General features: G+C 67.9%; 25 protein-coding genes. 14 read left to right on the top strand and 11 right to left on the bottom strand.

Going from position 1 to position 25,060, the window contains the following annotated elements; translation table 11 throughout:
* The first annotated feature begins 125 nt into the window (after window positions 1-125).
* The 3 genes from ngcE (at window position 126) to V6K52_RS00705 (ending at window position 3,538) form a co-directional block, all read left to right on the top strand.
* A complete protein-coding gene (gene ngcE, locus V6K52_RS00715; RefSeq protein ID WP_353951992.1) occupies window positions 126-1,544 on the top strand; it encodes an N-acetylglucosamine/diacetylchitobiose ABC transporter substrate-binding protein in 1,419 nt (472 codons plus the stop codon).
* 96 nt (window positions 1,545-1,640) lie between these two features.
* Entirely contained in the window at window positions 1,641-2,615 is a 975-nt protein-coding gene (locus V6K52_RS00710; protein ID WP_353951991.1) for a sugar ABC transporter permease, read from the top strand.
* Window positions 2,615-3,538: a carbohydrate ABC transporter permease gene (locus V6K52_RS00705; protein WP_353951990.1), complete on the top strand. Its 924-nt coding sequence runs from the start codon at window positions 2,615-2,617 to the stop codon at window positions 3,536-3,538. Before V6K52_RS00710 ends, V6K52_RS00705 begins: the two co-directional genes overlap by 1 nt.
* Window positions 3,539-3,575: 37 nt before the next feature.
* Here the strand turns inward: V6K52_RS00705 and V6K52_RS00700 are convergent, their stop codons facing one another.
* The 3 genes from V6K52_RS00700 to V6K52_RS00690 all read right to left on the bottom strand — a co-directional run bounded on the left by V6K52_RS00700 (window position 3,576) and on the right by V6K52_RS00690 (window position 5,999).
* Entirely contained in the window at window positions 3,576-4,511 is a 936-nt protein-coding gene (locus V6K52_RS00700) for an N-acetylglucosamine-6-phosphate deacetylase (RefSeq protein ID WP_353951989.1), read from the bottom strand.
* A 78-nt stretch (window positions 4,512-4,589) separates the two neighbouring features.
* Window positions 4,590-5,081, bottom strand: a complete 492-nt coding sequence (locus tag V6K52_RS00695; protein ID WP_353951988.1) for a glutathione peroxidase — start codon at window positions 5,079-5,081, stop codon at window positions 4,590-4,592.
* Window positions 5,082-5,189: 108 nt separating this feature from the next.
* Window positions 5,190-5,999 (bottom strand): DeoR/GlpR family DNA-binding transcription regulator, encoded by an 810-nt coding sequence (locus tag V6K52_RS00690; protein WP_353951987.1) that lies wholly within the window; start codon window positions 5,997-5,999, stop codon window positions 5,190-5,192.
* Window positions 6,000-6,116: 117 nt separating this feature from the next.
* Between V6K52_RS00690 and V6K52_RS00685 the strand changes: the two genes are divergently transcribed.
* Window positions 6,117-7,025 (top strand): SIS domain-containing protein, encoded by a 909-nt coding sequence (locus V6K52_RS00685; protein ID WP_353951986.1) that lies wholly within the window; start codon window positions 6,117-6,119, stop codon window positions 7,023-7,025.
* Window positions 7,025-7,858 carry a class II fructose-bisphosphate aldolase gene (locus V6K52_RS00680; protein ID WP_353951985.1) on the top strand — a complete coding sequence of 278 codons (834 nt, stop codon included), beginning with the start codon at window positions 7,025-7,027 and terminating at the stop codon, window positions 7,856-7,858. The genes V6K52_RS00685 and V6K52_RS00680 overlap by 1 nt, the downstream gene beginning before the upstream one ends.
* Window positions 7,859-7,930: 72 nt before the next feature.
* Here V6K52_RS00680 and V6K52_RS00675 read toward each other — a convergent pair whose 3' ends face one another.
* On the bottom strand, window positions 7,931-8,857 hold the full coding sequence (locus V6K52_RS00675) for a PfkB family carbohydrate kinase (RefSeq protein ID WP_353951984.1): 927 nt from the start codon (window positions 8,855-8,857) through the stop codon (window positions 7,931-7,933).
* Window positions 8,854-9,756, bottom strand: coding sequence for an ROK family protein (locus tag V6K52_RS00670; RefSeq protein ID WP_353953833.1), 903 nt, complete (start codon window positions 9,754-9,756; stop codon window positions 8,854-8,856). The genes V6K52_RS00675 and V6K52_RS00670 overlap by 4 nt, the downstream gene beginning before the upstream one ends.
* Before the next feature lie 395 nt (window positions 9,757-10,151).
* Between V6K52_RS00670 and V6K52_RS00665 the strand changes: the two genes are divergently transcribed.
* From V6K52_RS00665 to V6K52_RS00655, 3 genes are all read left to right on the top strand, one after another.
* Entirely contained in the window at window positions 10,152-11,711 is a 1,560-nt protein-coding gene (locus V6K52_RS00665; protein ID WP_353951983.1) for a DEAD/DEAH box helicase, read from the top strand.
* Between the two features lie 225 nt (window positions 11,712-11,936).
* Entirely contained in the window at window positions 11,937-12,884 is a 948-nt protein-coding gene (locus tag V6K52_RS00660; protein ID WP_353951982.1) for an alpha/beta hydrolase, read from the top strand.
* Window positions 12,885-12,986: 102 nt separating this feature from the next.
* Complete coding sequence (locus V6K52_RS00655; protein WP_353951981.1) at window positions 12,987-13,490, top strand: hypothetical protein; 504 nt, start codon at window positions 12,987-12,989, stop codon at window positions 13,488-13,490.
* 50 nt (window positions 13,491-13,540) lie between these two features.
* Here V6K52_RS00655 and V6K52_RS00650 read toward each other — a convergent pair whose 3' ends face one another.
* The 4 genes from V6K52_RS00650 to V6K52_RS00635 form a co-directional block, all read right to left on the bottom strand.
* Window positions 13,541-15,268 (bottom strand): DUF222 domain-containing protein, encoded by a 1,728-nt coding sequence (locus V6K52_RS00650; RefSeq protein ID WP_353951980.1) that lies wholly within the window; start codon window positions 15,266-15,268, stop codon window positions 13,541-13,543.
* A 244-nt stretch (window positions 15,269-15,512) separates the two neighbouring features.
* Window positions 15,513-16,262, bottom strand: a complete 750-nt coding sequence (locus V6K52_RS00645) for an MOSC N-terminal beta barrel domain-containing protein (RefSeq protein WP_353951979.1) — start codon at window positions 16,260-16,262, stop codon at window positions 15,513-15,515.
* On the bottom strand, window positions 16,259-16,690 hold the full coding sequence (locus V6K52_RS00640; RefSeq protein ID WP_353951978.1) for an OsmC family peroxiredoxin: 432 nt from the start codon (window positions 16,688-16,690) through the stop codon (window positions 16,259-16,261). The genes V6K52_RS00645 and V6K52_RS00640 overlap by 4 nt, the downstream gene beginning before the upstream one ends.
* Window positions 16,691-16,769: 79 nt before the next feature.
* The gene (locus V6K52_RS00635; protein ID WP_353951977.1) at window positions 16,770-17,534 is read right to left on the bottom strand and encodes a methyltransferase domain-containing protein; all 765 of its coding nucleotides are present in this window, start codon (window positions 17,532-17,534) and stop codon (window positions 16,770-16,772) included.
* A 90-nt stretch (window positions 17,535-17,624) separates the two neighbouring features.
* Between V6K52_RS00635 and V6K52_RS00630 the strand changes: the two genes are divergently transcribed.
* The 6 genes from V6K52_RS00630 (at window position 17,625) to V6K52_RS00605 (ending at window position 23,101) form a co-directional block, all read left to right on the top strand.
* On the top strand, window positions 17,625-18,047 hold the full coding sequence (locus V6K52_RS00630; protein WP_353951976.1) for a VOC family protein: 423 nt from the start codon (window positions 17,625-17,627) through the stop codon (window positions 18,045-18,047).
* Between the two features lie 11 nt (window positions 18,048-18,058).
* Window positions 18,059-18,709 carry a GntR family transcriptional regulator gene (locus tag V6K52_RS00625; RefSeq protein ID WP_353951975.1) on the top strand — a complete coding sequence of 217 codons (651 nt, stop codon included), beginning with the start codon at window positions 18,059-18,061 and terminating at the stop codon, window positions 18,707-18,709.
* A 243-nt stretch (window positions 18,710-18,952) separates the two neighbouring features.
* Window positions 18,953-19,843 carry a hypothetical protein gene (locus V6K52_RS00620; RefSeq protein WP_353951974.1) on the top strand — a complete coding sequence of 297 codons (891 nt, stop codon included), beginning with the start codon at window positions 18,953-18,955 and terminating at the stop codon, window positions 19,841-19,843.
* A 93-nt stretch (window positions 19,844-19,936) separates the two neighbouring features.
* On the top strand, window positions 19,937-20,071 hold the full coding sequence (locus V6K52_RS00615) for a hypothetical protein (protein ID WP_353951973.1): 135 nt from the start codon (window positions 19,937-19,939) through the stop codon (window positions 20,069-20,071).
* Window positions 20,055-21,242 carry a N(5)-(carboxyethyl)ornithine synthase gene (locus V6K52_RS00610; protein ID WP_353951972.1) on the top strand — a complete coding sequence of 396 codons (1,188 nt, stop codon included), beginning with the start codon at window positions 20,055-20,057 and terminating at the stop codon, window positions 21,240-21,242. The genes V6K52_RS00615 and V6K52_RS00610 overlap by 17 nt, the downstream gene beginning before the upstream one ends.
* Window positions 21,243-21,436: 194 nt before the next feature.
* A complete protein-coding gene (locus V6K52_RS00605; protein ID WP_353951971.1) occupies window positions 21,437-23,101 on the top strand; it encodes a GMC oxidoreductase in 1,665 nt (554 codons plus the stop codon).
* On the opposite strand, the gene V6K52_RS00600 is transcribed toward V6K52_RS00605, so the two are convergent.
* On the bottom strand, window positions 23,082-24,011 hold the full coding sequence (locus V6K52_RS00600) for an NAD(P)-dependent oxidoreductase (RefSeq protein ID WP_353951970.1): 930 nt from the start codon (window positions 24,009-24,011) through the stop codon (window positions 23,082-23,084). The genes V6K52_RS00605 and V6K52_RS00600 overlap by 20 nt on opposite strands.
* A gap of 138 nt (window positions 24,012-24,149) precedes the next feature.
* Complete coding sequence (locus V6K52_RS00595) at window positions 24,150-25,025, bottom strand: arylamine N-acetyltransferase (RefSeq protein ID WP_353951969.1); 876 nt, start codon at window positions 25,023-25,025, stop codon at window positions 24,150-24,152.
* Window positions 25,026-25,060: the final 35 nt, after the last annotated feature.

The following is a 25,060-nucleotide window of genomic DNA, read 5'->3' as shown; positions in this document are numbered from 1 at the left end:
TGATTGGAGGCAGATCCTTGACACACTTGATCACTCCAAGCACGATATGGCAATTACGACACACCATCACTGTGTTGCCCAATGACGGGTGGTCAGTGTCCGCCCGGGACCGGAAGTAGGAATGCATGAATCCTCGAGGTAAGCCGGTGGATCGGCGCACGCTCCTTCAGTTCGTGACCGTGGGTGGACTTGCCATCCCGGCCCTTTCCCTGGCTGGCTGTGCAACGGGCGGCGGCGATGACGACTCGGGCGCGAGCCCGAGCGCTGGCGGCGCCAAGTCCGACAAGAACCCCTTCGGCATGGTCGAGAAGTCGACCGTCGAAGCGGTCATCTTCAACGGCGGCTACGGCTTCGACTACGTGACCTTCGCGGCCACGCTGGCGCAGAAGAACCAGGTCGGCAGCACCTTCACGGTCAAGCCGTCGACCCAGATCGCCCAGGAGCTGCAGCCGCGATTCGTCGGGGGCAACCCGCCGGACCTCATCGACAACTCGGGTGCGAACGCGATCGGCATCAACACCATCGCCGACCAGCTCGTAGACCTGAAGGACGTGTTCGAGGCCAAGAACCTCGAGGGCACGACCATCAAGGACACGCTCTACCCGGGCGTCGAGGCCCCGGGCACGATCAACGGCAAGCTCGTCGCCATCAACTACGTCCAGACCGTCTATGCCGTCTGGTACTCCGCCGCCCTGTTCGAGGCCAACGGCTGGACCCCACCCAAGACCTGGGACGAGGCCATCGCCCTGGGCGCCGCTGCCAAGGCCAAGGGCAAGTTCCTCTTCGTCTGGGGCAAGGAGGCCGCGACGTACTACCTGACGCTCTCGATCGCCTCCGCGATCAAGGAGGGCGGCGACGACGTCCGCCTCTCCCTCGAGAACCTCAAGCCCGACTGCTGGTCGCTGCCGCAGGTCCAAGGTGTCTTCAAGGCACTCGAGACCATCGTCAAGAACGGCTACATCAAGCCCGGCGGTGGTGGCACCCAGTTCACCGCAGCCCAGGCGCAGTGGAGCCAGGGCGAGGCCGCCCTGCTCTACCCCTCGGGCTCGTGGATCGAGAACGAGATGATGAAGCAGACCAAGGCGGGCTTCAAGATGACCGGCGCCCCAGAGATGACGCTGACGTCGGGCTCGAAGCTGCCCTACACCGCGCTCCACTCGGCCGCCGGTGAGCCGTTCATCGTGCCGAGCAAGGCCAAGAACGCGGCTGGCGGCAAGGAGCTTCTCCGGACGATGCTCTCCAAGGAGGCTGCGACGAACTTCGCCAAGACGAAGCTGTCGTCGACCATCGTCAAGGACACCGTCCCCGCCGATGGCTTCGGCTCCACCGCCCTGCAGTCGCAGGGCAAGATGCTCGCCGACGCCGGCGATGACGTCTTCACGTGGAACTTCACCGACATCTACGGCATGAACCAGGACCAGCTGGTTCCGTGGAACGCCTTCCTGTCGGGCCAGATCGATGCAGCCGCTCTCACCAAGCAGATGCAGAGCATCACCGACAAGGTCGCCAACGACGCCCAGGTCAAGAAGGTCGAGGTCAAGTAGTGACTCCTGTGCCCGGCCCGGCGCGTCAGCGCCAGGCCGGGCACAGCCTTGCCCCGATCCCCTTGCTCTGAGCCCCTGGAAACAAGGACAGCACCCATGACCGCAGTGATCCCCCCCACCACGGCGACCGTGACGAAGAAGCCACGACGCCGGCGTATGCCGTTGGCGCGCAAGGGCTTCCTCCTCGTCACCCTCGGCATCCCCTTTGCCTTCTACACGATGTTCGTGCTGTGGCCGTTCGCCCAGGCGTTCATCTACTCGCTGACGAACTGGAGCGGGTTCAGCGACACCTTCGACTTCATCGGGTTCGCGAACTATCAGGCTTTGCTCAAGGACGACATCTTCCTCAAGGCCGTCCGCAACAACCTGTTCCTCGCCCTGGTCGTCCCCTTCACGACGATCGTGCTTGCCCTCGCCCTGGCCACCATGGTCACCGTCGGCGGTGCCGGCACCGGTGCCGTCCGCGGTCTCAGCCGCTCGTCCCTCTACCGGATCGTGTCGTTCTTCCCCTACACGATCCCCGCGATCGTCATCGGCCTCGTGTGGGCGCAGATGTTCGACCCGTCGGCGGGGCTGGTCAATGGCGTTCTCACCTCGCTCGGGTTGGACAGGTTCGAGTCCTTCGCCTGGCTCGGCGAGGTCTCGACGGCCATGCCGGTGACGATGTTCGTCATCATCTGGGGCTTCGTCGGCTTCTACATGGTGCTGTTCATCGCGGCCATCAAGGGCATTCCTGCTGAGCTCTATGACGCCGCCCGCGTCGATGGGGCCGGGCGGGTGCGGATGACGATGATGGTCACGCTGCCGATGGTGCGCGAGACCATCCAGACCGCCTACATCTACCTCGGCATCCTCGCGCTCGACGCCTTCGTCTACATGGCAGCCCTCAACGCGAGTGGCGGCCCACAGAACTCCACCCTGACGATCACCCAGGACCTGTTCAACACCGCCTTCAAGAAGGGTCAGTTCGGCCTGGCGAGCGCCATGGGCGTCGTGCTGGCGGTCTTGACACTGCTGTTCGCCGCCACCGTCTTCCTCGTCAACCGCCTCACCGGTGGGAAGGACCGCTGATGAGCACCACCGAGAACTCCACCGACCACACCACGGACATCCCCAGCAACAGCAACGGCAAGACCAAGGACCCGAGCGACAACGTCGCCGTGTCCAAGGGAGAACGCACGGTCTCCGTGGCGTCGCACCTCGTCCTGTCGCTCTGGACCGTCATCGTCGTGCTTCCGCTCGTCTGGGTCTTCCTGTCGTCCTGGAAGACGACCAGTGAGATCTTCCAGTCGCCGCTGTCGCTGCCCAAGGAGTGGTCCTTCGACAACTACGTGCGTGCGTGGACCGACTCGAACATCGGCGACTACATGCTCAACTCCGTCATCGTCGTGACGTCCGCGCTCGTCATCGTCATGGTCCTGGGATCGGCGGCGGCCTACTCGCTGGCTCGCTACCCCTTCCCCGGCAGCGGCATCGTCTACTACCTCATCCTCGCGGGTCTGACCTTCCCCGTCTTCCTCGCGATCGTGCCGCTGTTCTTCGTCCTGAAGAACACCGGACTCCTCAACACCCTGCCGGGCCTCATCGCGACCTACGTCGCGTTCGCCTTCCCCTTCACGGTGTTCTTCCTCTTTCCGTTCTTCCGTGCGCTGCCACAGGAGATCGCCGAGGCCGCCGAACTCGACGGGGCCGGTGAGTGGCGCACCTTCTTCCAGGTGATGCTGCCCATGGCTCGCCCGGGGATCGTCGCCATCTCGATCTTCAACTTCCTCGGCCTGTGGAACCAGTTCCTCCTGCCGGTGGCCCTCAACACCAATGAGGAGAACTACGTCCTCTCGCAGGGGATGGCCCGCTTCGCTTCACAGGCTGGGTATGCCGTGGACTTCGGCCAGCTCTTCGCGGCCGTGGTCATCACCATCGTCCCGGTCCTGGTGGTCTACATCGTCTCGCAGCGTCAACTGCAGGGATCGCTCTCGCAAGGCACCCTCAAGTAGCGCCCAACTGCGTCACACCGGCCTCGGCCCCTGCTCCTCAGCGAGCAAGGACCGAGGCCGGTGTCGTTGACGCGGCCGTGAGGACGTCGGCTTCGGGCAGGCCCACGACGTCGACGGCCCAGCGCACGCAGTCGGCGAGCGTCGACGTCGAGCCGGCGATCGACCCCCGGCCCGAGCCGCCGTCGGCGAGCCGCGCGACGCCAGCGGCAACCTCGACCTCGAGGGTGCCGATGGCGTAGGAGCCATCACCCAGCCCCGTGGCCGCCATCGCATCGGAGACGAGCGCGATCTGCTGTGGCCCAACGGTTTCGAAGACCATGCGCACCACGTCGGGGGCCAGGTGCACGCCGTCGGCGATGAGCTCGACGACGCAGTCGCCCCGTCCCGCAGCAGCGAGGGCCGCGGCAACGGGACCGCCCGCGCGATGGTGGAAGGCCGGCATACCGTTGAAGAGGTGTGTGACGAGCGGTGGGCGACCACAGGCGTCGGCGATCGATGCCAGCGACGACGTCACCACGGACGCGGAAGCGTCCGTGTGGCCAACAGCGGGGAGTATGCCGTGTCGCGCCAGCGCCGAGATCAGCTCACCGGAGCCGGAGCGTTCAGGCGCAAACGTCCACTGCACCAACGCATCCGGGACGCCCGCCTCGGCACACGTCGCGGCTAGGGTCTCGACGAGGGCCAGGTCCGGATCGGTGAGGACCGAGGGGTCGTGGGCCCCCCGGCGCTCCTGCGAGAGGAAGGGACCCTCGAGGTGGATCCCGGCCAGTTCACCCGACGCCACGAGCGGTGCCAACGTCGCGACCTGGGCGACGAGGGTGTCGGGAGTCCCCGAGACGAGCGAGGCGACGAGAGTGCCGATGCCGGCGGTCCGGTGGTGCGCGGCCGCAGCAGCCGACCCGGAGCCATCGCGCCCGAACTCGTGGCCCAGGGCGCCGTGGCAGTGCAGGTCAACCAGGTCTGCGGGGTTCATGCCGCCCAGCCTAGAACTCCGTGCCTTGTGTGCCTGAGGCCACGCCAGGACGTGGTCTCATACACACGAGGCGAGGTGTCAGCTCGCGGCGAGGGCCTTCTCGATGTCGCCGGTGAGGGACTCGGGCTTGGCGGTGGGGGCGTAGCGGTCGATGACCTGGCCGTCGCGACCGACGAGGAACTTGGTGAAGTTCCACTTGATCTTGCTGCCGAGAAGACCACCCTTCTCCTTGCGCAGCCACTGGAAGATCGGGTGCGCGTCGTCGCCGTTGACCTCGACCTTGTCGAACATCGGGAAGGTCACGCCGTAGTTGCGCTGGCAGAAGGCGCCGATCTCCTCAGCCTCACCGGGCTCCTGACCGCCGAACTGGTTGCACGGGAAGCCGAGGACGACGAGGCCCTCGTCCTTGTGCGCCTGCCAGAGCTTCTCAAGTCCTTCGAACTGCGGGGTGAAGCCGCACTCGGAGGCGGTGTTCACGACGAGGACGACCTGGCCGGCATAGGCACTCAGGTCCTGGGGCTGCCCCTCGAGGGTGGTCGCGGAGAAGTCGGAGAAGGTCTGTGCAGTCATGCCGTGAACTCTAACCCGACCCCTCAAACCGACTCATTGCCCGTTCGGCCAGTGAGGAGGGCAACGACGAACTGGCCGAACGGGCAATAAGTCGGAAGAAGGGACTGGTCAGACGCAGTGGACGGTGGCGCCGCTCTCCCGCAGCTCGGCGACGCGCGGGTCCTTGCGGTCGGCCGTCGTCACGATGTGGGTGATCTGCGAGGCGTCACAGATCTCGGTGAACGCGCGCTCGCCGAGCTTGGACTCGGCAGCCACGACGATGACGTCACGTGCTCGCTCCACCATCAGCCGCGACACAGCGGCTTCGTCCTCGTGGTGGCATGTCGCACCCTCACGGGCCGACAGACCGTTGACGCCGAGGATGGCGACGTCGATCCACAGCTGGCTCAGCCCGGCGGTGGCCAACGGTCCGGTCACCTCGTAGGACTCGGGCCGAGGGATGCCACCGAGGCAGACGCAACGCACGTGCGGGCGCAGGACGGCCTCCACCGCGATGTTGAGCGCGCTCGTGACCAGCGTGAGGCCGCGCGAACTGAGGTCCTCGCGCGCGGTGAGACTGCGCGCGACGGTCGTCGTCGTGGTCCCACCATTCATGGCGACAACGGCGCCCGGCTCGACGAGGGCCACCGCCGCCGCCGCGATGCGGTCGAGGCCGGAGTCGTTCTGGCTCGAGCGATAGCGATAGGGCAACTCATAGGCCACCGACGTCGCGACCACGCCACCGTGGTTGCGGGTGACGAGCTGGCGCCGGGAGAGCTCGGCGAAGTCGCGTCGGATCGTCGCCTCGGAGACGTCGAGGTGGGCGGCCGCGTCGGTCACGCTGAGCCGCCCTTCGGTGGCGAGCAGGTCGAGGATCGCCGAGAGGCGGGAGGCGCGCTGGCGTGGTGCTTCGCGGGCCGCATCGGTGCGGGAAGACATGGCAGGACTGTATCGCGCACTTTGCGCAACCTCACGGGCTTGTGGTGCATGTCTTTGCCCACTTAGGCTAGGTCTCAATCAGTTTCGCGCAGACCACCCGAACGTGAGGAAGGCTTCATGACGTTTCTCGAGCAGGAGATCGCCACCCAACCCGACGACTGGGCAGCGGTCGTCCGGCGACTGCCCGAGGTCGCCGACCTCCTGCCCAAACCGGGTGAGCGCGTCGCGACCATCGGCTGCGGCACATCGTGGTTCATGGGTCAGGCATATGCCGTCCTGCGGGAGTCCCTCGGTCAGGGCGTCACGGACGCCTTCGCCGCGAGCGAGCACCAGTTGGCGCGCGGCTATGACCGCGTTGTCGTCATCACCCGGTCCGGCACGACCAGCGAGGTCATCGAGGTCGTCGAGCAGCTCAAGGCCGCAGGCACGCCCCACGTCGCCCTCGTCGCCACGGCCGGCACCGCCGTCGCCGAATCGGCCGAGTCGACGATCCTCCTGCCCGAGGTCGACGAGCAGTCGGTCGTCCAAACCCGTTTCGCCACAACCGTTCTCGCGCTCCTGCGTGCCTCGCTCGGGGAATCCCTCGATCAGGCGATCGCCGACGCACGTGCGGTGCTCGCGGAACCGGACGACACGGCATACGCCGGCTTCTTCGACGCGGAGCAGGTGACCTTCCTCGGCCGCGGCTGGACCAACGGGCTCGCCAACGAGGCGGGCCTCAAGCTGCGTGAGTCCGTGCAGTTCTGGGCCGAGTCCTACGCCGCGATGGAATACCGCCACGGCCCCATCAGCATCGCCGCTCCTGGCCGCGCCACGTGGGCCATCGGGGAGGTGCCCGAGGGCCTTGCCCAGCAGGTCCGCGCGACCGGTGCGCACTTCGAGCACCGTGACATCGATCCGATGGCCGAGCTCGTGCGCCTGCACCGCTATTGCCTCGCGCGCGCTGTCGCTGCCGGCATCAACCCGGATGAGCCGCGCAATCTCACCCGATCGATCATCCTCGAAGACGCGACCGCCGCCGGCTGATGACGCTCTCACCGCTGGCGCCGCTTCTGGCCGAGGCACGCACCGCAGGTCGCGCCCTCGCGGCGTTCAACGTCATTCAGATCGAACATGCAGAGGCGTATGCCGCTGCGGCAGAGCGCTCTTCGCTGCCAGTCGTCATGCAGATCAGTGAGAACTGCGTGCGCTACCACGGGTCGCTGCGGCCGATCGCGGCCGCGACCCTGGCCATCGCGCAGGCCTGCTCGCAACCCGTCGTCGTGCACCTCGATCACGCCGAGGACGTGGCCCTCGTGGACGAAGCAGTGCGTCTCGGGCTCACCTCGGTGATGTTCGACGGCTCCAAGCTCTCCGACGACGCCAACCGCGAGACGACCCGGCGCGTGGTCGATCAGTGCCACGCGGCAGGGATCAGCGTCGAGGCCGAACTCGGCGAGGTCGGCGGCAAGGACGGTGTGCACGCGCCGGGTGTGCGCACCGACCCGGGCGACGCCGCACGGTTCGTGGCCGAGACTGGCGTGGACGCCCTTGCCGTGGCCGTGGGCAGCTCGCACGCCATGACCGAACGCAGCGCCGTCCTCGACATCGACCTCATCGCGGCAATCGCGGCGCAGGTGCCGATGCCGTTGGTGCTGCACGGTTCGAGCGGCGTGCCCGATGACGGGCTCGTGTCCGCGGTGGCCGCCGGCATGACCAAGGTCAACATCGCAACCCACCTCAACCAGGTGTGGACGGTGGCGATGGTCCGCCGGCTGGAGCAGTCACCGACGGTCGACACGCGCAAATACATCGGGGCGGCCCGGGACGCCGTCACCGACGAGGCCGAACGCCTCCTGCGACTCCTCGCCAACACCTAGCCCGACTTATTGCCCGTTGGGCCAGTGAGGAGCGCAGCGACGAACTGGCCCAACGGGCAATAAGTCGGTTCTTCAGTGCTCGATAATGTCGACGTCGTCGAGGAGGCTCTCGACGTCGGCCCGGTCCACGACACCTGCGACCGTCTGACGGACCGCCGCTGCCGACCAGGCCACACCAACTCGCAGCACCTCCGGCCAGTCGACCTCGTCGCGCGGCGTGCCATGGAGGCCAGCCGAGATCGCGGCAGTCAGCGCGTCCCCCGCGCCGGTGGCGTTGCCTCCACCCGGCGTCCGCGGTCGCGCCTCGATGACCCGTCCGGTCGCCGTGACGAGGATGAGTCCGGCGGCACCGCGCGAGACGAGTGCGCCCCAGGCCCCTGCGTCGACGAGCGCGTGAGCCGCCTGAAGCGGGTCGACGATGCCGGTCATGGACGCGGCCTCGGACTCGTTGGGCTTCACGAGGGCCGGGATCGTCTCCAGGACCTGAGTCACCCAACGACCCCGCCCATCCACGACGAGTTCGGCTCCAGCCTCAGCTGCCACGGTGCAGAGGTTCACGATGGCGTCGTCCGGAGTCGAGGGCGGCAGGCTGCCCGAGACAGTGAAGACGTCACCGGGTCGGCAACTGCTGCGCACGATGCCGGTCAGCTCGTCCCAGACCTCAGGCGGCTGCGGGGACCCCTGTTCGTTGAGGACTGTGGCAAGACCGTCTGAGCTGAAGATCGCGACGGAACGCCGAGTGATGACGGACGATTCGACGGCTCGCAGTCGAATACCTCGCTGGGCAGCGTCCTCGGCAAAGAACCCGAGGTGTCGCTCTCCGACCGCCGCGATGGCGATGTGTTCCACGCTCATGCAGGCCAGCACTCCGGCGACGTTGAGGCCCTTGCCTCCCGCGTGGGTTCCCGTGATGGACACGCGGTGGCTCTCGCCGACGTGAAGTCTCGGCACGGCATACGTGATGTCGATCGCCGGGTTGGGGGTCAGGGTGAAGATCACGAGACGGCCTCCATGGCGAGAAGAGTTGCTCCAAGGGCACCGGCGCGGTCGCCGAGGGCGGCCTGGGTGACGGTGACACGTTCGTGTCCGATGGCGTGGACGAGGTTGTCGCGCAACGGATCCAGCAACGTCGCTCCAGCGAGGGCGAGGCCGCCGCCGATGAGGACGAGTCGCGTGCCGGCCGCAGCGCACACCGGGCCGATGACCCGGACGAGCGCGTCGATCGCGCCCTCCCAGATGCGGATGGCTTCGGGATCGCCGGCGTCGACCGCCCGGCTGAGGGTCTCAGCGTCTCCCTCACGGCCGAGCTCCCGCCAAGCCCGTCCGAGCGCCGCCGCACTGGCCACGGCCTCGAGGCACCCGTGACGACCACAGCCGCACACCGGTCCGTCGGGCTCGACGATGACGTGGCCGATCTCGCCGGTCCACTCCGACCCCGCGACGACGCGTCCCGAGGCAAGCAGGGCACTGGCGATGCCCGTGCCCAACGGGACGAAGAGGGCGTCAGGCGCGCCCTGCGCGGCGCCCAGATGGAACTCCGCGAGCAGCCCTGCCCGGACGTCGTGGCCCATGGCCACCGGCACATCGAAACGGTCCTGGAGGCGCTGGCGCAGGGGAAGGTCTCGCCACCCGAGGTTGGCCGACCACGAGGCCGTGCCGGTCGTCTCGTCGACGAGGCCCGGGACCACGGCGCCCACAGCCGCGAGTGCACCGTCGACTCCGTCGGCGCGGGCCAGATCGAGCAGCGTCGCCACCGTGTCGGAGATGACGTCAACGACGGCTTCGCCAGGACGCTCGGGCGTGGAAGCGGTGTGGGACAACACCACTGAGCCGTCGGAGTCGGACAGCACCGACTTGACGCGAGTTCCCCCCACGTCGACACCCGCCACGAGCTTCATTGCCACGGCGCAATTCTAGGGTCACCGACGGGATGCTCCGCGCGGCGTTCCGCTCGGTGAGGAGGTGGGCGCCTCGTGGGCGCCCATGTGCGACTCGTGGCCTCCCACGTGCGACTCGTGGCCTGTCACGTGCGACTCGTGGCCTGTCCATGGGCAGGCTGTGAACAGGCCGCGGGCAGGGTTGACGATGCGGGAGATTCACGGTCGAGGCACTAGAGTGATCTCAGCGGTCCGCACTGTTCTGCCTCGGATCTGCTTCTTCTTTCTCACTGTCGATGCCGATGCGCCGCGACTTCAGAGAATCGACGGGGACAACACTGACGTTGATCTTTCGTCGTGACTCGGTACGCGCCGGGCAGAACCGACTGCATCAGAACTCTCTGGAGTGCTCTTTCGTGTCCACTGACACCCTCACCACCCCTGCCCAGAACTCTTCCGACGACACCGCCGGCTTCGGCCGTCTCGGCGTCCCCGAGGCCCTGGTCCGTGTCCTCGCCGAGCGCGACATCCTGTCGCCCACGCCGATCCAGGCCGCGACCCTCCCCGACAGCCTCGCCGGCCGCGACGTCCTCGGACGTGGCCGCACCGGCTCCGGCAAGACCTACGCGTTCCTCCTGCCTCTCCTTGCGCGACTCTCCGCCAATGGCGGCCGTCGTGCGCAGGCGAAGCGCCCCCGTGCACTGATCCTCGCGCCGACCCGTGAGCTCGCCACGCAGATCGACGAGGCACTGGCCCCGCTCGCCAAGCCGCTGGGCATCACGTCCAAGACGGTCTTCGGTGGCGTCGGCCAGGGCCCCCAGGTCTCGGCGATCTCCCGCGGTGTCGACGTCGTCGTCGCCTGCCCGGGCCGCCTCGAGGACCTCATGAACCAGGGTCACGTCAACCTCGACGCCGTGGAGATCACGATCCTCGACGAGGCCGACCACATGGCCGACCTCGGCTTCCTCCCCGTCGTGAAGCGCATCCTCGACCGCACGCCGAGCCAGGGCCAGCGCATGCTGTTCTCGGCCACGCTCGACGCGGGCGTCAACACCCTCGTCAAGCGCTACCTCTCCTCGCCCGTGACGCACGAGGCCGACTCGGCCCAGTCGCCCATCTCGACGATGAGCCACCACGTCCTCCACGTCACGGCCGACGGCCACCTGCAGGTGCTCGTCGACCTCACCGCCGCACCCGGTCGCAAGGTCGTCTTCACCCGCACCAAGCACCGCGCCAAGAAGATCGCCCGTCAGCTCAACGCCGAGGGCATCCCCGCGGTCGAGCTCCACGGCAACCTCAGCCAGAACGCGCGCACCCGGACGATGGACGCCTTCCACGCCGGCACGGCACACACGCTCGTCGCCACCGACATCGCCGCACGTGGCATTCACGTCGACGACGTCAGCCTGGTCATCCACGCCGACCCGCCGATCGAGCACAAGGCCTACCTGCACCGCTCCGGTCGCACGGCTCGCGCGGGCAACTCGGGCACCGTCGTCACGCTGATGCTGGACGACCAGATCCGCGACGTGCGCGACCTCACTCGCAAGGCCGGCATCAAGCCGACCACGACCAAGGTCAACGCCACTCACCCGCTCCTCACCGAGCTCGCACCGGGTGAGCGCACCTTCCCCGGCGCGTTCATCGTCCCCGGTGCCTCGACCCAGGGCAGCGGTCAGCGCGGGGGTGGCGGCGGAGGTCAGCGCTCCGGCGGTCCCCGTGGCGCTCGCTCCGGCGCCCCTCGCGCCGGCGGCCAGCGTTCGGGCGCCCCTCGCTCTGGCGCCCCTCGTTCCGGTGCCTCACGCGGTGGCTCGCCCACCGGTGGCGGCCAGGGTGCGGGTGGCGGTCAGCGTTCCTCCGGTGGGCAGCGTTCCGCTGGTGGCCAGCGCAGTGGTGGCCCGCGTCGCTCCGGCGGCAACAGTGGCTCGGGCGGCGCAGCGACGTTCTCGTCGCAGTCGCGCGGCTACCGCGGCTGACCCAGCACCACCTCTTCACGCACCAACCTTCGCGAACCCCGCGGGACCTGCCAGCATGCTGGTGAGAGTCCCGCGGGGTTCGTTCGTCACGGCTCGAGACCTGGCCGACGGCGGGAAAGACGAGGAGGCGTCTCGCCTGGCGGCGCGCTCGTCACATCACCTGACCCTCGCGACGGCCAGCAGGTAGCGTCGGCAGCCGAGCCCAACCCTCACCAGGAGCCGTCAATGGAGTCGAGCACCCTTGCCGTCAGTGCCGCAGATGGCACGTCGCTGCACACCTACCGCTGGCTGCCCGATGGGCCTGTTGCCCAGAAGCCCGCACGAGGCATCGTGCAGATCGCGCACGGGATGGCCGAGCACGCGGCGCGCTACGAGCGGTTTGCCGAGGCGTTGACGGGTGCTGGCTACGCCGTCTACGCAAACGACCACCGGGGCCACGGCCAGACGGCCTCGCCTGCCGATCACGGCTACTTCGCCGACCGCGACGGGTTCGCGACAGTCGTCTCGGACCTCAGCTCGGTGAGCGAGTTCGCGCAGGCCGAGCACTCCGGGGTCCCGCTCGTGCTCTTCGGACACAGCATGGGCTCGTTCCTCAGCCGTGCGTATGCCGCCCAGCACGGCGCCCGCCTCGCGGCGCTCATCCTCAGCAGCACCGCCGGCGACCCGGGTCCCGTCGCGTCCGTCGGCAAGCGGCTGTCAGGGGTGCAGGCGCGGCTTCGCGGCCGGCGCCATCCGTCCGGGCTCATGGACAAGCTCACGTTCGGTCAGTACAACGCGAAGTTCAAACCGAACCGGACCGCTTTCGACTGGCTGTCACGTGACGAGGCCGAGGTTGACAAGTACGTCGCAGACCCGCTGTGCGGCAACGTGTTCTCTGCTGCCTTCTTCACCGATCTCCTCGGCGGAGTGCAACAGGTCAACAGCAGCGGCGCGTTTGCCGCCGTGCCCCCGGACCTGCCCATCCTCGTCATGTCCGGAGAGCTCGACCCCGTCGGCGACAACGGCAAGGGTCCTCGCGAGGTTGCCGACAAGTACCGCACGGCCGGCGTCACCGACGTCACCACGACGCTCTATCCGGACGGCCGCCACGAGCTGCTCAACGACACGATCCGCGACGAGGTCACGACCGACGTGCTCGCGTGGCTCGACGAGCGCCTGCCCACCCGCGACTGATCGGACAGCCTCTGGCACACGAAGCAGGTATCTGGGCAGCGCTCGCCTCCTCCTTCATCATGACGACCCGACTGGGTCGTCACGGAACTCAGGAGGAGTGTCATGCCCACTGCAACGGATGTCATCAAGGCGCTGGCCCACCAGCACACGGCACGATCAGGGTTCGACCGGCTCGATTTCATCGCATTGATCGACGACCGCGTCTGGGAGGTCGTCGGCGGCGGACCTCAGGGTCTGCGTCGCTTCCACGAACGGCTGAGCCCGCTCAACCCGCAGCCGCTGCCGCCGATCGACTCCGGACGAGCCCTACTGCTCCTTGCCGCTCGCGGAATCATCATCGTCGGGGGCCGCGACGAGTCCGCGCACCACGCCTTTCTCGAGGACATCGACGACTGGTGCGGCACGGGCTGGCCGCGTCGCTGGCCGTTCCCCTCACCGATCCCGGAGCCCGACCCGCGCAGGGACTGGCGCAAGGAGATCAAGCAGTCGACGCTGCTCGGTGGCGCTATGGCTGCGGCCGAGCTGGCGTCCCGCTATCCCGCGGGCGAGCTGAACGACCTCTTCACCAAGGCCTCCGAGCAGCTCACCGAAGCTGCCTTCGGCTGATGGTCTGACATAGGTGGACCCGGACCGACCCACCACTGACCCACCACCGGTCAGGCGGTGTTGGTGCGTTCTTCGTCGAGCATGGTGGCGAGGGCGTCGTCGAACTCGGCGTTGCGCCGGGTTTCCCAGCGTTCGCGGTCCTGCTCGTCGGCCATCCACTCCTCGACCCAGGCTTGGATGACGTGTTCGGGTGGCTGGTCGACCCAGGGGTCGGGTGGTCCGGTGTCGAGGCGGGCTCGTTGCGCTGCTCGTTGTTGCGCGGTCGCGCGTTGCTTCGCGCGCTCGCGCCGGATCTGGTTCAGGTGTGTGGGCAGGTCACGGTCGTAGGACCCCGGACTCAGGTCCCAGGTGACCGACGCGCCGTGCTCGTCGGGTGGGTGCACGGCGGCGATGAGTCGCTTGTCGTGGACGTGGGTGTGGTGGCGTTGACACAACAACGCCGCGTAGCCCAGATCCGTGGGGCCACCGTCGACCCAGTGAATGAGGTGGTGCGCTTTGGCCCACCCCGCCGGGACATCACAGCCCGGGTAGGTGCAGGTCTTGTCGCGGTGCCACAGGGCGCGGCGTTGACCCTCGGTGAACAGTCGGACCGCACGGCCGACATCGAGGATCTCCCCGTCGGCACCGAACACGACCGGGATGATGTCGGCGTCACACGCCATCTGTCGCACGATCGCCGGTGACAGCACCGTGGCTTGCGCCCGCGACACCATCACCCGCCCACACCCCGCCTTCACACCCGCACCAGCCCCGGCCGAGGCATCGACAGTGTGCTCAGTCTCGGTGGCGCCCATGTCAGTGTCGGTGTCGGTGTCGGTGTCGGGGAAAAGGGACAGCAAGTCGTCAAGGTTGATCCCCACATGCACCGTGGTGGACGCCCCACCGGGGGTGGCTTTCGCGGCGGCATCCTCACCTGCGACCCGTCCACACACCGCGGCCAGTGCTTCGGCGCGACGCTGCCCCGCGGGACGCAGGTCTCGTTCCCCCGTGACCTCGTTGGGTGCAGGTCTCGACAACGGACCGATCGCGGCCTCCAACATCGCGGCCTGCTGCGGGGTCAACGCCAGCTCGTACGCCGTGACGTCACCGTCGTTGAGCCGGGGGCTGGACAGGTAGGCCCCCGAGCGCAACCGGTCCTGCACATCATCCAGTTCACCCGGGCGCCCGAACCGGGCGATCATCTCGGTCCGCACCTTCGGGACCTCACCAGCGCCCCACTGCACCCCGAAGTCAGTCATCGCCTTCGCGACGGTCGGCACAGCCTGCGGCATCAACATCTCCTCCATCCGGGAGATCTCCCGCAACACCTTCAGCCCCAACCGGGCACCGACCTCCCCGGTGATCACCCGCGCCCACACGATGCCTTCGGGCTGGTCCGGGTCGGCGTAGGCCCCCGCACCTGGACCTTGGGTGGACCACAACCCGCCCGGCACCGAGCACGCCACATCCTGCGCCAGCTGAGCAATGTGGCCCGCGCCGTCCTGCCGCAACGAGGGTGCGTTGTCCCTCACCCACCCGTGCACCGAACCGACACCACGACGAGCCGAGGTGAACTCGCCCCGGTGTGCGGCCTCTGCGGTGACCCTGATCTGGGCGGCCCCCGCACGCGCCTTCACGTCATCGGCGAGCCGCATGAACTCCGCCAGCTCCGGACCGCTCAACCGGGTCAGCACGTCCCCCAACGGACCCACCCCGGCAGCATCACAGGCCAGCGCGTCACGGGCACCCTCCAACGCCGCGCGCAGTCGCGCCACGTCGGTCGCAGGTGTCTCGCTCATGCCTCAATTCTCGTCGAACTGGTGTTCGGTTGTCAAGAGTTTCGGCCCTGCGACCTGGGCTGAATTCGCCACTCTGGCAACCGAATTCGCGCCTAGGCACCCTACGCCGGTCCGAGGCGCAACCCCGACCGAAACCACGCTAACAACGACCCCTGAGAGCCCTCCCACAAGAGAGCTGCCGTCGGTATCGCGCGGCCCAGAGCAGCACCAGAGGCCTAGCCCAGGCGAGGAGGGGAGGACACCCTCAGTCAGAGAGCAACCGAGTCACGCGACCGGGGCGGACGACGCGCGCGCCGACGCCGAAGAGCAGTCCGTCATCACTCCGCACGTGCTCGAGCAGCCTCGGGAGCACTCGCTCGCCCGTGTTTGGATCCAGGTCGATCACGGCGCAGCGCTCCAGCGGCTCGCCCACCTCCACGATCGCCGACCCGAGCTGCACGCGCGTGCCTGGCGCCGGATCCTCGTCTGCATCCACCGTGACAGTGGCCCGGAAGCGGACATCGAGAGCCGGCGGGCCGGCATACCCGCTGGCTGTGATCGCCTCGGAGAGGCGGTGCAATGCACCTGTGGTGACCATGGAGATCGGGTCGGCATAGACGACGTCACCGCGCTCTGCACGCGCCAATACCACCTCGCGTCCGAGGTGCTGAGAGATGGCCGCGCTGAGTTCGCTGTCCTGCAGGCGAATTCGCGCGCCTCGTCCCCAATAGTCAGCGACCTGTATGCCGTCCGCGGCATCTTGCGTCGTCGCCTCCGTCGTGTGCCCGTTCGGGGTCGTCACGGCCAGCCGGTCACCGAGGTCCTGGGCGACGAGCTGGACCAGGGACGGGTTCTCGACCGTGCGCAGCACACGTTGCGTGGCCCCGTCGACGAGGCAGAAGGTGCGGTCGCCGACGGGGCCATGCGGGTCGAGCTCGATCTCGTCGCGGTCCGTGTGGCGGGTGCCCTTGATCAGGGCGAGGCCGAGCCGCTGGACACGCAGACGTCGTGTCACTCGGAGAGGGTGGCCTCGAGGGTGATGGGGACGGCCTTGAGGGCCTGGCTCACCGGGCAGTTGGCCTTGGCGTCCTCGGCAGCGGCCTGGAAGTCCTCGGCGGACATGTCGGGCACGGCGCCCACGACCTTGAGGGCGATCCCGGTGATGCCGGTGCCGGGCACGAACGTCACCGCTGCGGTCGTGTCGAGCGTCGTCGGCGGGGTGCCGGCCGTGGCCAGACCGTTGGAGAACGCCATGTTGAAGCAGGACGAGTGCGCCGCGGCGATGAGCTCCTCGGGGCTCGTCTTGCCGTTCGCCGCCTCGGCGCGGGACGGCCAGTTGGCGTCGAACGTGCCCAGGCCGGAGGACTCGAGCGTGACCTGTCCGCTTCCGGTGAAGAGGTCGCCTTCCCAGTGGTTCGTCGCGGTGCGGGTTGTTCCTGCCATGGGGACTCCTTGATCGAGGTGGACTTCCTGCCCTCATCCTTGTCGCGCCACCAGTCGACACACAAGGGCGGGATGCCGATCAGGCGTGCGCGCGAACGGCCCAGGCGACGGCCGTGACCTCGAACGCGCCACCGGGGAGAGTCCGTCGACACTCCTCGCGCAGGGCATCGCGCCCCGCCGCATCCAGGGACGCGACATGGTCGCCCGCCGGACCGATGCCCAACGTGTAGGGCTCCCACCACTCGTCGAAGCTGGAGTGCGACACCGTGACCGCGAGCTCAGACGACTCCACGTCCGCGAGGCCCGCGTCGGTGGCAAGCTCGGCCAGCTGACCTTCCCGGGCACCGAAGGCCCAGGACTCGTCGGTCGCGTGGGGATCGAGGCGCCGCACGGCTGCCCAGAAGTGGCTGAGTGGGGATCGGTTGCCGGCAAGGTCCCAGACGCAGGCCGCGACCGTGCCGCCGCGTCGCGTCACGCGAGCCATCTCGGCCATGCCCGTCAGTGGGTCCTGCATGAAGTGCACGACGAGCTGAGCGAGCGTCTGGTCGAAGTGGGCATCGGTGAACGGCAACTGCTCGGCGGGCGAGCGGTGCACTTCGAGGTCCGGGAAGCGGCCATGGATCGACTCGACGAACGGCTCTGACGGATCCACTGCGACAACGCGGCCGACGCCGACGCGGTCGATGAGCACGCCGCTGAGCGCGCCCGGACCACAGCCGACATCGAGGACGCGCTCACCGCGCCGCACCCCGACCCAATCGGCGAATACCGGTGCCAGCGGCTCGGAGTAGCGACCCATGAACCTGCCATAGGCCTCGCCTGCACCTGCCATGTCGAAGGTCACGATCGCGACGCTACGCGCCTCAGGGTTGCCTCGTCGAGGGACTTATGTATACATTAGATGCACTTGCACACAACAACTGAGGAGTATGCCGTGACCGCTCGCCCGTGTTTCCACCTCGCCATCCCCGTCGACGACATCGCCGCAGCGCGGGCGTTCTATGGCGGCATCCTCGGCTTGTCCGAGGGTCGCTCGGCCGAGCAGTGGATCGACTGGAACTTCTTTGGACACCAGGTCGTGACCCACGAGGTGCCGGTCCACCCCGGCCCGGCCGGCCACAACCACGTCGACTCGCACGAGGTGCCGGTGCCCCACTTCGGCGCCGTGCTCTCGATCGACGACTTCCACGCACTGTCCGAGAAGATGAAGACCGCAGGGTCCACGTTCGTGATCGAGCCCTATCTGCGGTTCGAGGGTCAGCCCGGCGAGCAGTGGACGATGTTCTTCCTCGACCCTGCCGGCAACGCGATGGAGTTCAAGGCCTTCGCCGACGAGTCACAGATCTTCGCGAAGTAGGGTCACTGCCCGTGACCCCCAGGGCTTCGACCTCCGCGCCTTCGACCAAGGCCGATCGCGTGCGGCTGGCGGTGCTCGACGACATCATGTCGGGCACCCTCACGCCCGGGACACCTCTCGACGAGGTGGTGTTGGCGCAGCAGCACTCGGTGTCCCGCACCCCCGTCCGCGAGGCCCTGCGCCGTCTGCAGAGCGACGGGCTGTTGCAGACCGGGGCGCGTCGCCAACTGCTCGTCGTCGACGTGTCACCGGAGCACCGGCGCGAGATCACGACGCTGCGGGTCGCCCTCGAGGGAGCCGCAGCAGTGGCGGCCTGCGAGTTGCGCGATGAGGACGACCTCGACCGTCTGGGCCTCCTGCTCCTCAAGCAGCTGCGCTGTGCCGAGGCCGACGATGCGGAAACCTTCCTCCGGCTCGACGAGGAGTTCCACCTGGCATTGGCCGAGGTGGCGCGCATGCCGACCCTGTCCCGGATGCTCGCGCAGCTGGGCGCCTTCGTCCGGCTCGGGCGGCTGGGTGAGCCGACCGACAGTCAGCACATGCTCGGGCTCGTGCGTGAACACGAAGAGCTCGTGTCGCTGTTGACGCTGCGCAAGGCGGCAAAGCTGCGAACCACCCTCGCCACCCACATCGAGCAGACGACCCCCCGCGCGTCAGCCTGAGGGCACCTCTCGCCCGCTCGCCCGCTCGCTCGGCCACCCGGCGACGTCGCAGCACCTACTGCACAGTAAGTGGGGTGATCACCCCACTTACTGTGCAGTAGGTGCGGCATTGGCCCGGAGCAAGACCTCCGCCAGGTGAATTTGTCACATCCCGGGCCGACCCCACGCTCATATGTGGCAGGAACTGGGCCGCACCCCTAGCCTGAAATCGTCCGTCCCAGCACCCTTCACCAGGAGTCAGACGTGAACGAGCAGTCCACCCCCCAGCCCGCGCCCTCGGCCACCCGCAGCCCCCTCAACCGCCGGGCCGTCCTCAATCTCGGTGGGCTCACGGCCGCCGGGTTCGCGGCGATCGCCAGCACACCGGCATACGCAGATCCTCGTGGGACCGGCCCGGTAGGTGACGAAAACCGTTCTGCCGCAGGCGCTCTCGCGGCTGCGTGTGTCACCGAGACGACGATGCCCTACCAGAACACCATCAACTCCGCCGCGCTCTACTACGAGCCGACGAGTGCGGCAGCGAGCTTCCGCTTCAACACGACGATGCACTCGCGACTCAAGGTGTGGCAGAGCTTCTGGGACGCGAACACGCCCTATCCGGTGATGAACCGGATCGACTCCTACGGCGCCTACGTCGACCGGGGCGACGGCTGCGTCTCCCTGCACAACTACGGTCGCGCCTTCGACATCGCGAGCGCCTGGACGGGGACGACCCGCCACTTCAGTGCGCGCTACGACACGTGGAAGGCGTGGACGGGCACGGAGCTGACCGGTGTGCGCATCCAGTACTGGGCGGCGGCAGCGAGCCTGCACCTGCACTTCGAGCACACGCTGACCTACCTCTACAACACCGCTCACCACAACCACTTCCACGTCGACAACTCGCGTTCGGGTGCGGGCCTGTCGGTGCTGTCCAAGAGCGGCACCCAGACGAACTCGATCCAGGCGATGCTCAACTACGTGTGGGGCAAGGGCACCGGGATCGACGGGGTCTATGGCAACCAGACGATCCAGCACTCCAACGAGGTGCTCGCGCAGATCGGCAAGGGCGGCTCGCTCACGACGTCGCAGTCGCACTGGCACGCGTTCCTGACCGCGACGACCCGCAAGGGCACGGGGATGCAGGCCTACTAGCCGGGAGCATCTCCAGACGTGGTGGGGCGGACCCAGCGGGGCGTAGTCTCCGAACAGCGGGACCCTTCGGGTCTCCCCACCGAAGGACTGATCATGTCCGACAAGTCACCACGCCACGCGTTGACCAAGAAGTCCGGCAAGTCCATCAAGGAAAAGCGGGCGGACAAGAAGTCGAAGGCCGCCGAAGCCACCGGAATCGAGACGACGCTGCATGGCAAGAAGCGCTGAGGCCAACTCCAGTTCGCTGCTCACGCTGGGTGTGATGGCGCACTCCCGCAAGGAGAATGAGCACCGGCTCCCGATCCACCCCGACCACGTCGACCGGATCGACCCCGAGCTGCGGGCGCAGATCTTTGTCGAGCAGGGCTACGGCCTGCCGTTCGGTGTCTCCGACGAGACGCTGGCCGGACAGCTCGGTGGGATCCGGACGCGCGCCGAGCTCATCGCCGAATGCGACATCATCCTGCAGCCCAAGGTGCAGTCCGAGGACCTTGCGGAGCTGCGCGACGGGCAGATCGTCTGGGGGTGGCCGCACTGTGTCCAGGACACCGCGCTCACCCAGGAGGCGATCGACCGCAAGCTCACCCTCATCGCCTTCGAGGCCATGAACCACTGGGCTCGTGACGGCAGCTTCCTCCTGCACGTGTTCCACCTCAACAACGAGCTCGCCGGCTACAGCTCGGTGCTGCACGCCCTCGCCCTGTCCGGCACGACCGGCACCTACGGGCGACGGATGCGAGCGGTCGTCATCGGCTTCGGTGCGACGGCTCGTGGCGCGGTGACCGCACTGAGTGCGCAGGGCATCGACGACGTCCGGGTGCTCACGAGCCGCAAGGTCGCCGCGGTCGCGTCGCCGATCCACTCGGTGCAGATCGTCCACCTCGACCATGACGATGACGACCCGTCACAGACCTGTGCCGTGACCAACGAGGGGCGCATCCCGCTCGCGTCCTATCTCGCGGACAACGACATCGTCGTCAACTGCGTGCTGCAGGACACCTCGTCACCGTGGACCTTCCTCCAGGAGAAGGATCTCGGCAAGTTCCGTCCGGGCAGTCTCGTCGTCGACGTGTCGTGCGATGAGGGCATGGGCTTCAGCTGGGCGCGCCCGACGAGCTTCGAGGACCCGACCTTCACCGTCGGCAACAACATGACCTACTACGCCGTCGACCACACGCCGTCCTATCTCTGGAACTCGGCGACGTGGGTCAACAGCGAAGCGTTGCTGCCGCACCTGCGCACGGTCCTGTCCGGTCCTGACGCGTGGGCCAAGGAGACGACGATCGAGCGGGCCGTCGAGATCCAGGACGGCGAGATCCGCAACCCGGCGATCCTCGCCTTCCAGGATCGCGAAGAGACCTACCCGTACCCCGTGAACGCGGCTTCCCTGAGCAGCTAGTCACCGAAACCACTACGCCGCGTATGCCGCGTGCTCCCCTCAGCCATGTTGGCTGAGGGGAGCGCTGTGGTTCCGGTCTCCTCGTCGTGCCCCTCTCTCTTCGTGGTGGCCGTCTCATCGTGGTGGCCAGCGAGCTTGTCGGCCAGTAACCTCGCAGAATCCCCGAACCACGGAACGGACAGAGAGGTCCGAGCATGCCTGGCACACACGTTCCCCGTCGCACTTTGCTCGCTGGCGCAGCCAGCATTGGAGCCCTGACGGCGCTGCCGCAGCCGGCTCATGCCAACCCTTTGCCGGACGGCTCAGCCAGGGTGAATCTCCTCGACCGGGCCTCGCATCTGCTCCACAGGACGGCGGTCCCCGAGCTCTTCCGGGCTGCCCCTGACGTGCCCAGCCACTCCGAGGTGCTCGTCATCGGCAGCGGCTTCGGCGCGGCGGTCGCTGCCCTGCGGTTGGGTCAGGCCGGCGCCCAGGTCTCCATGCTCGAACGCGGGTCGCGTTGGCCGCGGGACCCGTGGCGCCGCATCCACGCTGGCGACACGGTGCCCGATGGTCGAGCGTTCTGGCACCAACGCAGCTTCACCGGCGTCACGGGCATCCCGGTCCCGTCCGACAACTTCGGCGGGGTCTTCGACGACGTCCACTACGACAACATCCGGGTGTGGCGAGGCGCGTGCGTCGGCGGTGGGTCGATCGTCTTCACCGGTGTGCTGCTCGAGCCGCCGAAGCAATACTTCGAGCACGTCTTCGGGTCCACCGTCTCCCAACCCGAGATGCACAAAGAGTGGTATCCGAAGGCGCGGCAGATGCTCAAGGCGTCGCCCATGCCAGCAGACATCTATCGCAGCAGCCCGTTCGGGCACTCCCGAGTCTGGGACGAGCACGCACGTGTCGCTGGCTATGCCACCGAGCGCCTCGACGGCATCTGGGACTGGGACGTCGTCCGTGCCGAGATCCAGGGCCGCAGCCGCAAGTCGGCAGTCATCGGGGAGAGCAACTACGGCAACGCCAACGGCGCCAAGTTCGACCTGACCCTCAACTACCTTCCGCAGGCCGAAGCCACCGGCAAGGTCCGCATCCATCACGGTCACGTCGTGGAGCGCATCGGCCGCAATGCTGCCGGCAGATACACCGTCGAGGTCCGCGTCGTCACCGCCGCGGGCGACACCGTCCGCCGCCGGACCGTGACCTGCGCCCGGCTCGTCCTGGGAGCAGGATCGGTCGGGACCTCGGAGCTTCTCGTGCGCGCGCAGGCCGAGGGCACGCTCCCCCGACTCGACGACAGTGTCGGCGAGGGGTGGGGCACGAACGGGGACGGCGGCCTGGTGCGGTCCCCCGCGCTGTCGGCCGGGCTCGTCCAGGGGTCACCGTCGGCGAGCTCGCTCCTCGACGACAACGATGGACTGCCCACGCGCCTGGAGAACTGGTACAGCCTCGGCCTCCAGCTCAATGCCGCGACCCTGCCCTCGCTCGGCATGGTCATGGACCCGAACCGTGGCACGTTCCGCTACGACTCGACCAAGGATGACGTCCTCCTCGACTTCCACGTCGACGGCAACCTGGAGGCCGAGAAGGCGATGCGGCGCGTCCACGACACACTCGCCGAGGCCAACGGTGTCGGGACGGGCTTCCCACTCCTGGGCATCCCCGACGTCCAGACCCAGTTCACCGCCCACCCGCTCGGTGGCGCCGTGCTCGGCCAGACGACCGATGGCTACGGCCGGGTCAAGGGCTATGAAGGTCTCTATGTCCTCGACGCTGCGGCCATCCCGGGCAGCACGGCCACGGCGAACCCGACCCTGACCATCGTGGCGCTGGCCGAGCGCAACATCGCCCGGATCATTGCTGAGGGTCGCTGACCGGTCCGCTTGCTCGGGCCTCGCGGGCCTCGCGGGCCTCGCGGGCCTCGAGCGCCTTGAGGACCACCGCCATGTCCTCCGCTCCCAGTCCGAGCGCGGACGCCTCGGTGAAAAGCGCGTGGCACGCGTCCATGAGCGGGACCTGGATCCCCGACTCGTCGGCCGCCTCGGTGATCAGCCGCGTGTTCATCGACACGTCCTTGATGGACGCCTGCACCGGGAAGTCGTCCGCGAGCATCATCGACGCCTTCAGCCGCATCGTGGTGCTGGCCATGGGGCCGGCGTCCAACACGCGCACCAGCTGTTCGAGATCAAGCCCCTGTTGCTTGGCGAGGTGGAACGACTCCGCGAGCCCAGTGACCTGCGTGATCAGGAACGTGTTGACGGCAAGCTTCATGAGCAACGCGTGTGGAACGGGCCCGCACACCGCCACGTCGCGGCACAGTGACTGCAGGAGCGGTTGGGCGACCTGGACCCCCTCGGCTTCTCCCGCGAGCATTCCCACCAGTTGACCGGCTTCGGCGGTGGTTCGCGACCCTGACACCGGCGCCTCGACGTAGCGTCCACCATGCGCGCGGATGTCGGCTTCGAGTCCCGCGGAGTACGCCGGTGACGTCGTCCCCATCGAGACGATGAGACGGTTCGCGACCCGCACCCCGAATACCGGGTCTCCGCGCCCAAGGACCTCGTCAACGGCCTCAGCGTTGGCAAGCATCAGGATGACTACTGACGAACGCGCAAAGACCTCTGCCGAGGTCTCGGCCACCCGGGCGCCTTCGTTGGCCAGTGCTCGGGTCCGGTCAGCCGTCCGGTTCCAGACGAGCAGTGGCTGACCCGCTCGCACCAGATTCAGCGCGATGGGCTGACCCATCACTCCGAGCCCGACGAATCCCACGGACAGCTTGCTCATGCGGACAGTCTGCTTCGTGGAGCCCACGATGATCGAGCCATCCGGCTGATCTCAGTCCACGGTTCTCGAAGTGGACCTGAGCGCCCGGAGAGCGGCCTGGTTTCGCGATGACGCCGAAGCTGCGCAACTGCACCGAAGTCATGACGGGTTCTTCGATCGCAGGCGCCGCACGACGTCAACGAGCGCCAGCAACTCCTGCGCGGTGAGGTTCGCCCCGAGGCTGTCGATGAGCTCCGGCAGGGACTCGTAGTCATCGGGTGTGATGGACCGATGCTCGGTCGGCTGTCCCGGGCGTCGGATGGTCACGGCCTTCTCGGTCAGGGCCACGATGAGGGCGGTGCCGTCCGAGTCGGTGCCGTGACTGACGCACATCAGCGACGTCATGAAGTGGCTCGCCGGCTGGGTGCTCGTCCAGTGGTGACCCATCGCCACGTCCACCGGCCGCACCGGCAACGAGTCGATGGTGTGCATGAGCTCCCACTCAGCTCCGTTGTGCTGCAACACTTCCCACGCGTCACCAGTTCCGTCGGAAACCTTGCGTATGCCGTGTCGCCAGCCTTCCGTTGTCACGTCGGCGCCGTCGACCCACGGGATCGGGGCGAGCGGGGACCGACCGAAGCCCGGGTCGCAGAGCAGCCGCTCGCCGTCGAGGTCGACCATGACCGTGAGGTGGGTGCGTGGGGCGAGCTCCGGGTCGCCCACGCGGCCAAGGTGACGCGTCACGGCATACCCCAGGTTGTGGAGAACGGCCGCGAACAGTGAGGCGTGCTCGAAGCAGTAACCACCGCGGCCCCGGACGACGAACTTCTCCTGGATCGCCGGCAGGCTCACGCCGGGATGGGTGCCGAGGAGGACGTCGATGTTGTCGAAGGTGAAGGTGCGCACGTGCGCGCTCTGGAGTCGGGCGAGGGCCTCACGGCTGGGCGCCTCCCGGCCCACGCCAATGCGGGCGAGGTAGGCGTCGAGGTCGAGGGCGTCGGTGAGCCACGGGTCAGCGGGCGGTGCGTCGGTCACCTGCCCATCCGATCACGCCACCTCACGGCGTGCCT

The organism is Knoellia sp. S7-12, from assembly GCF_040518285.1.
Classification (GTDB): Bacteria; Actinomycetota; Actinomycetes; order Actinomycetales; family Dermatophilaceae; genus Knoellia.
This window is presented reverse-complemented; position numbering and strand designations above follow the sequence as displayed.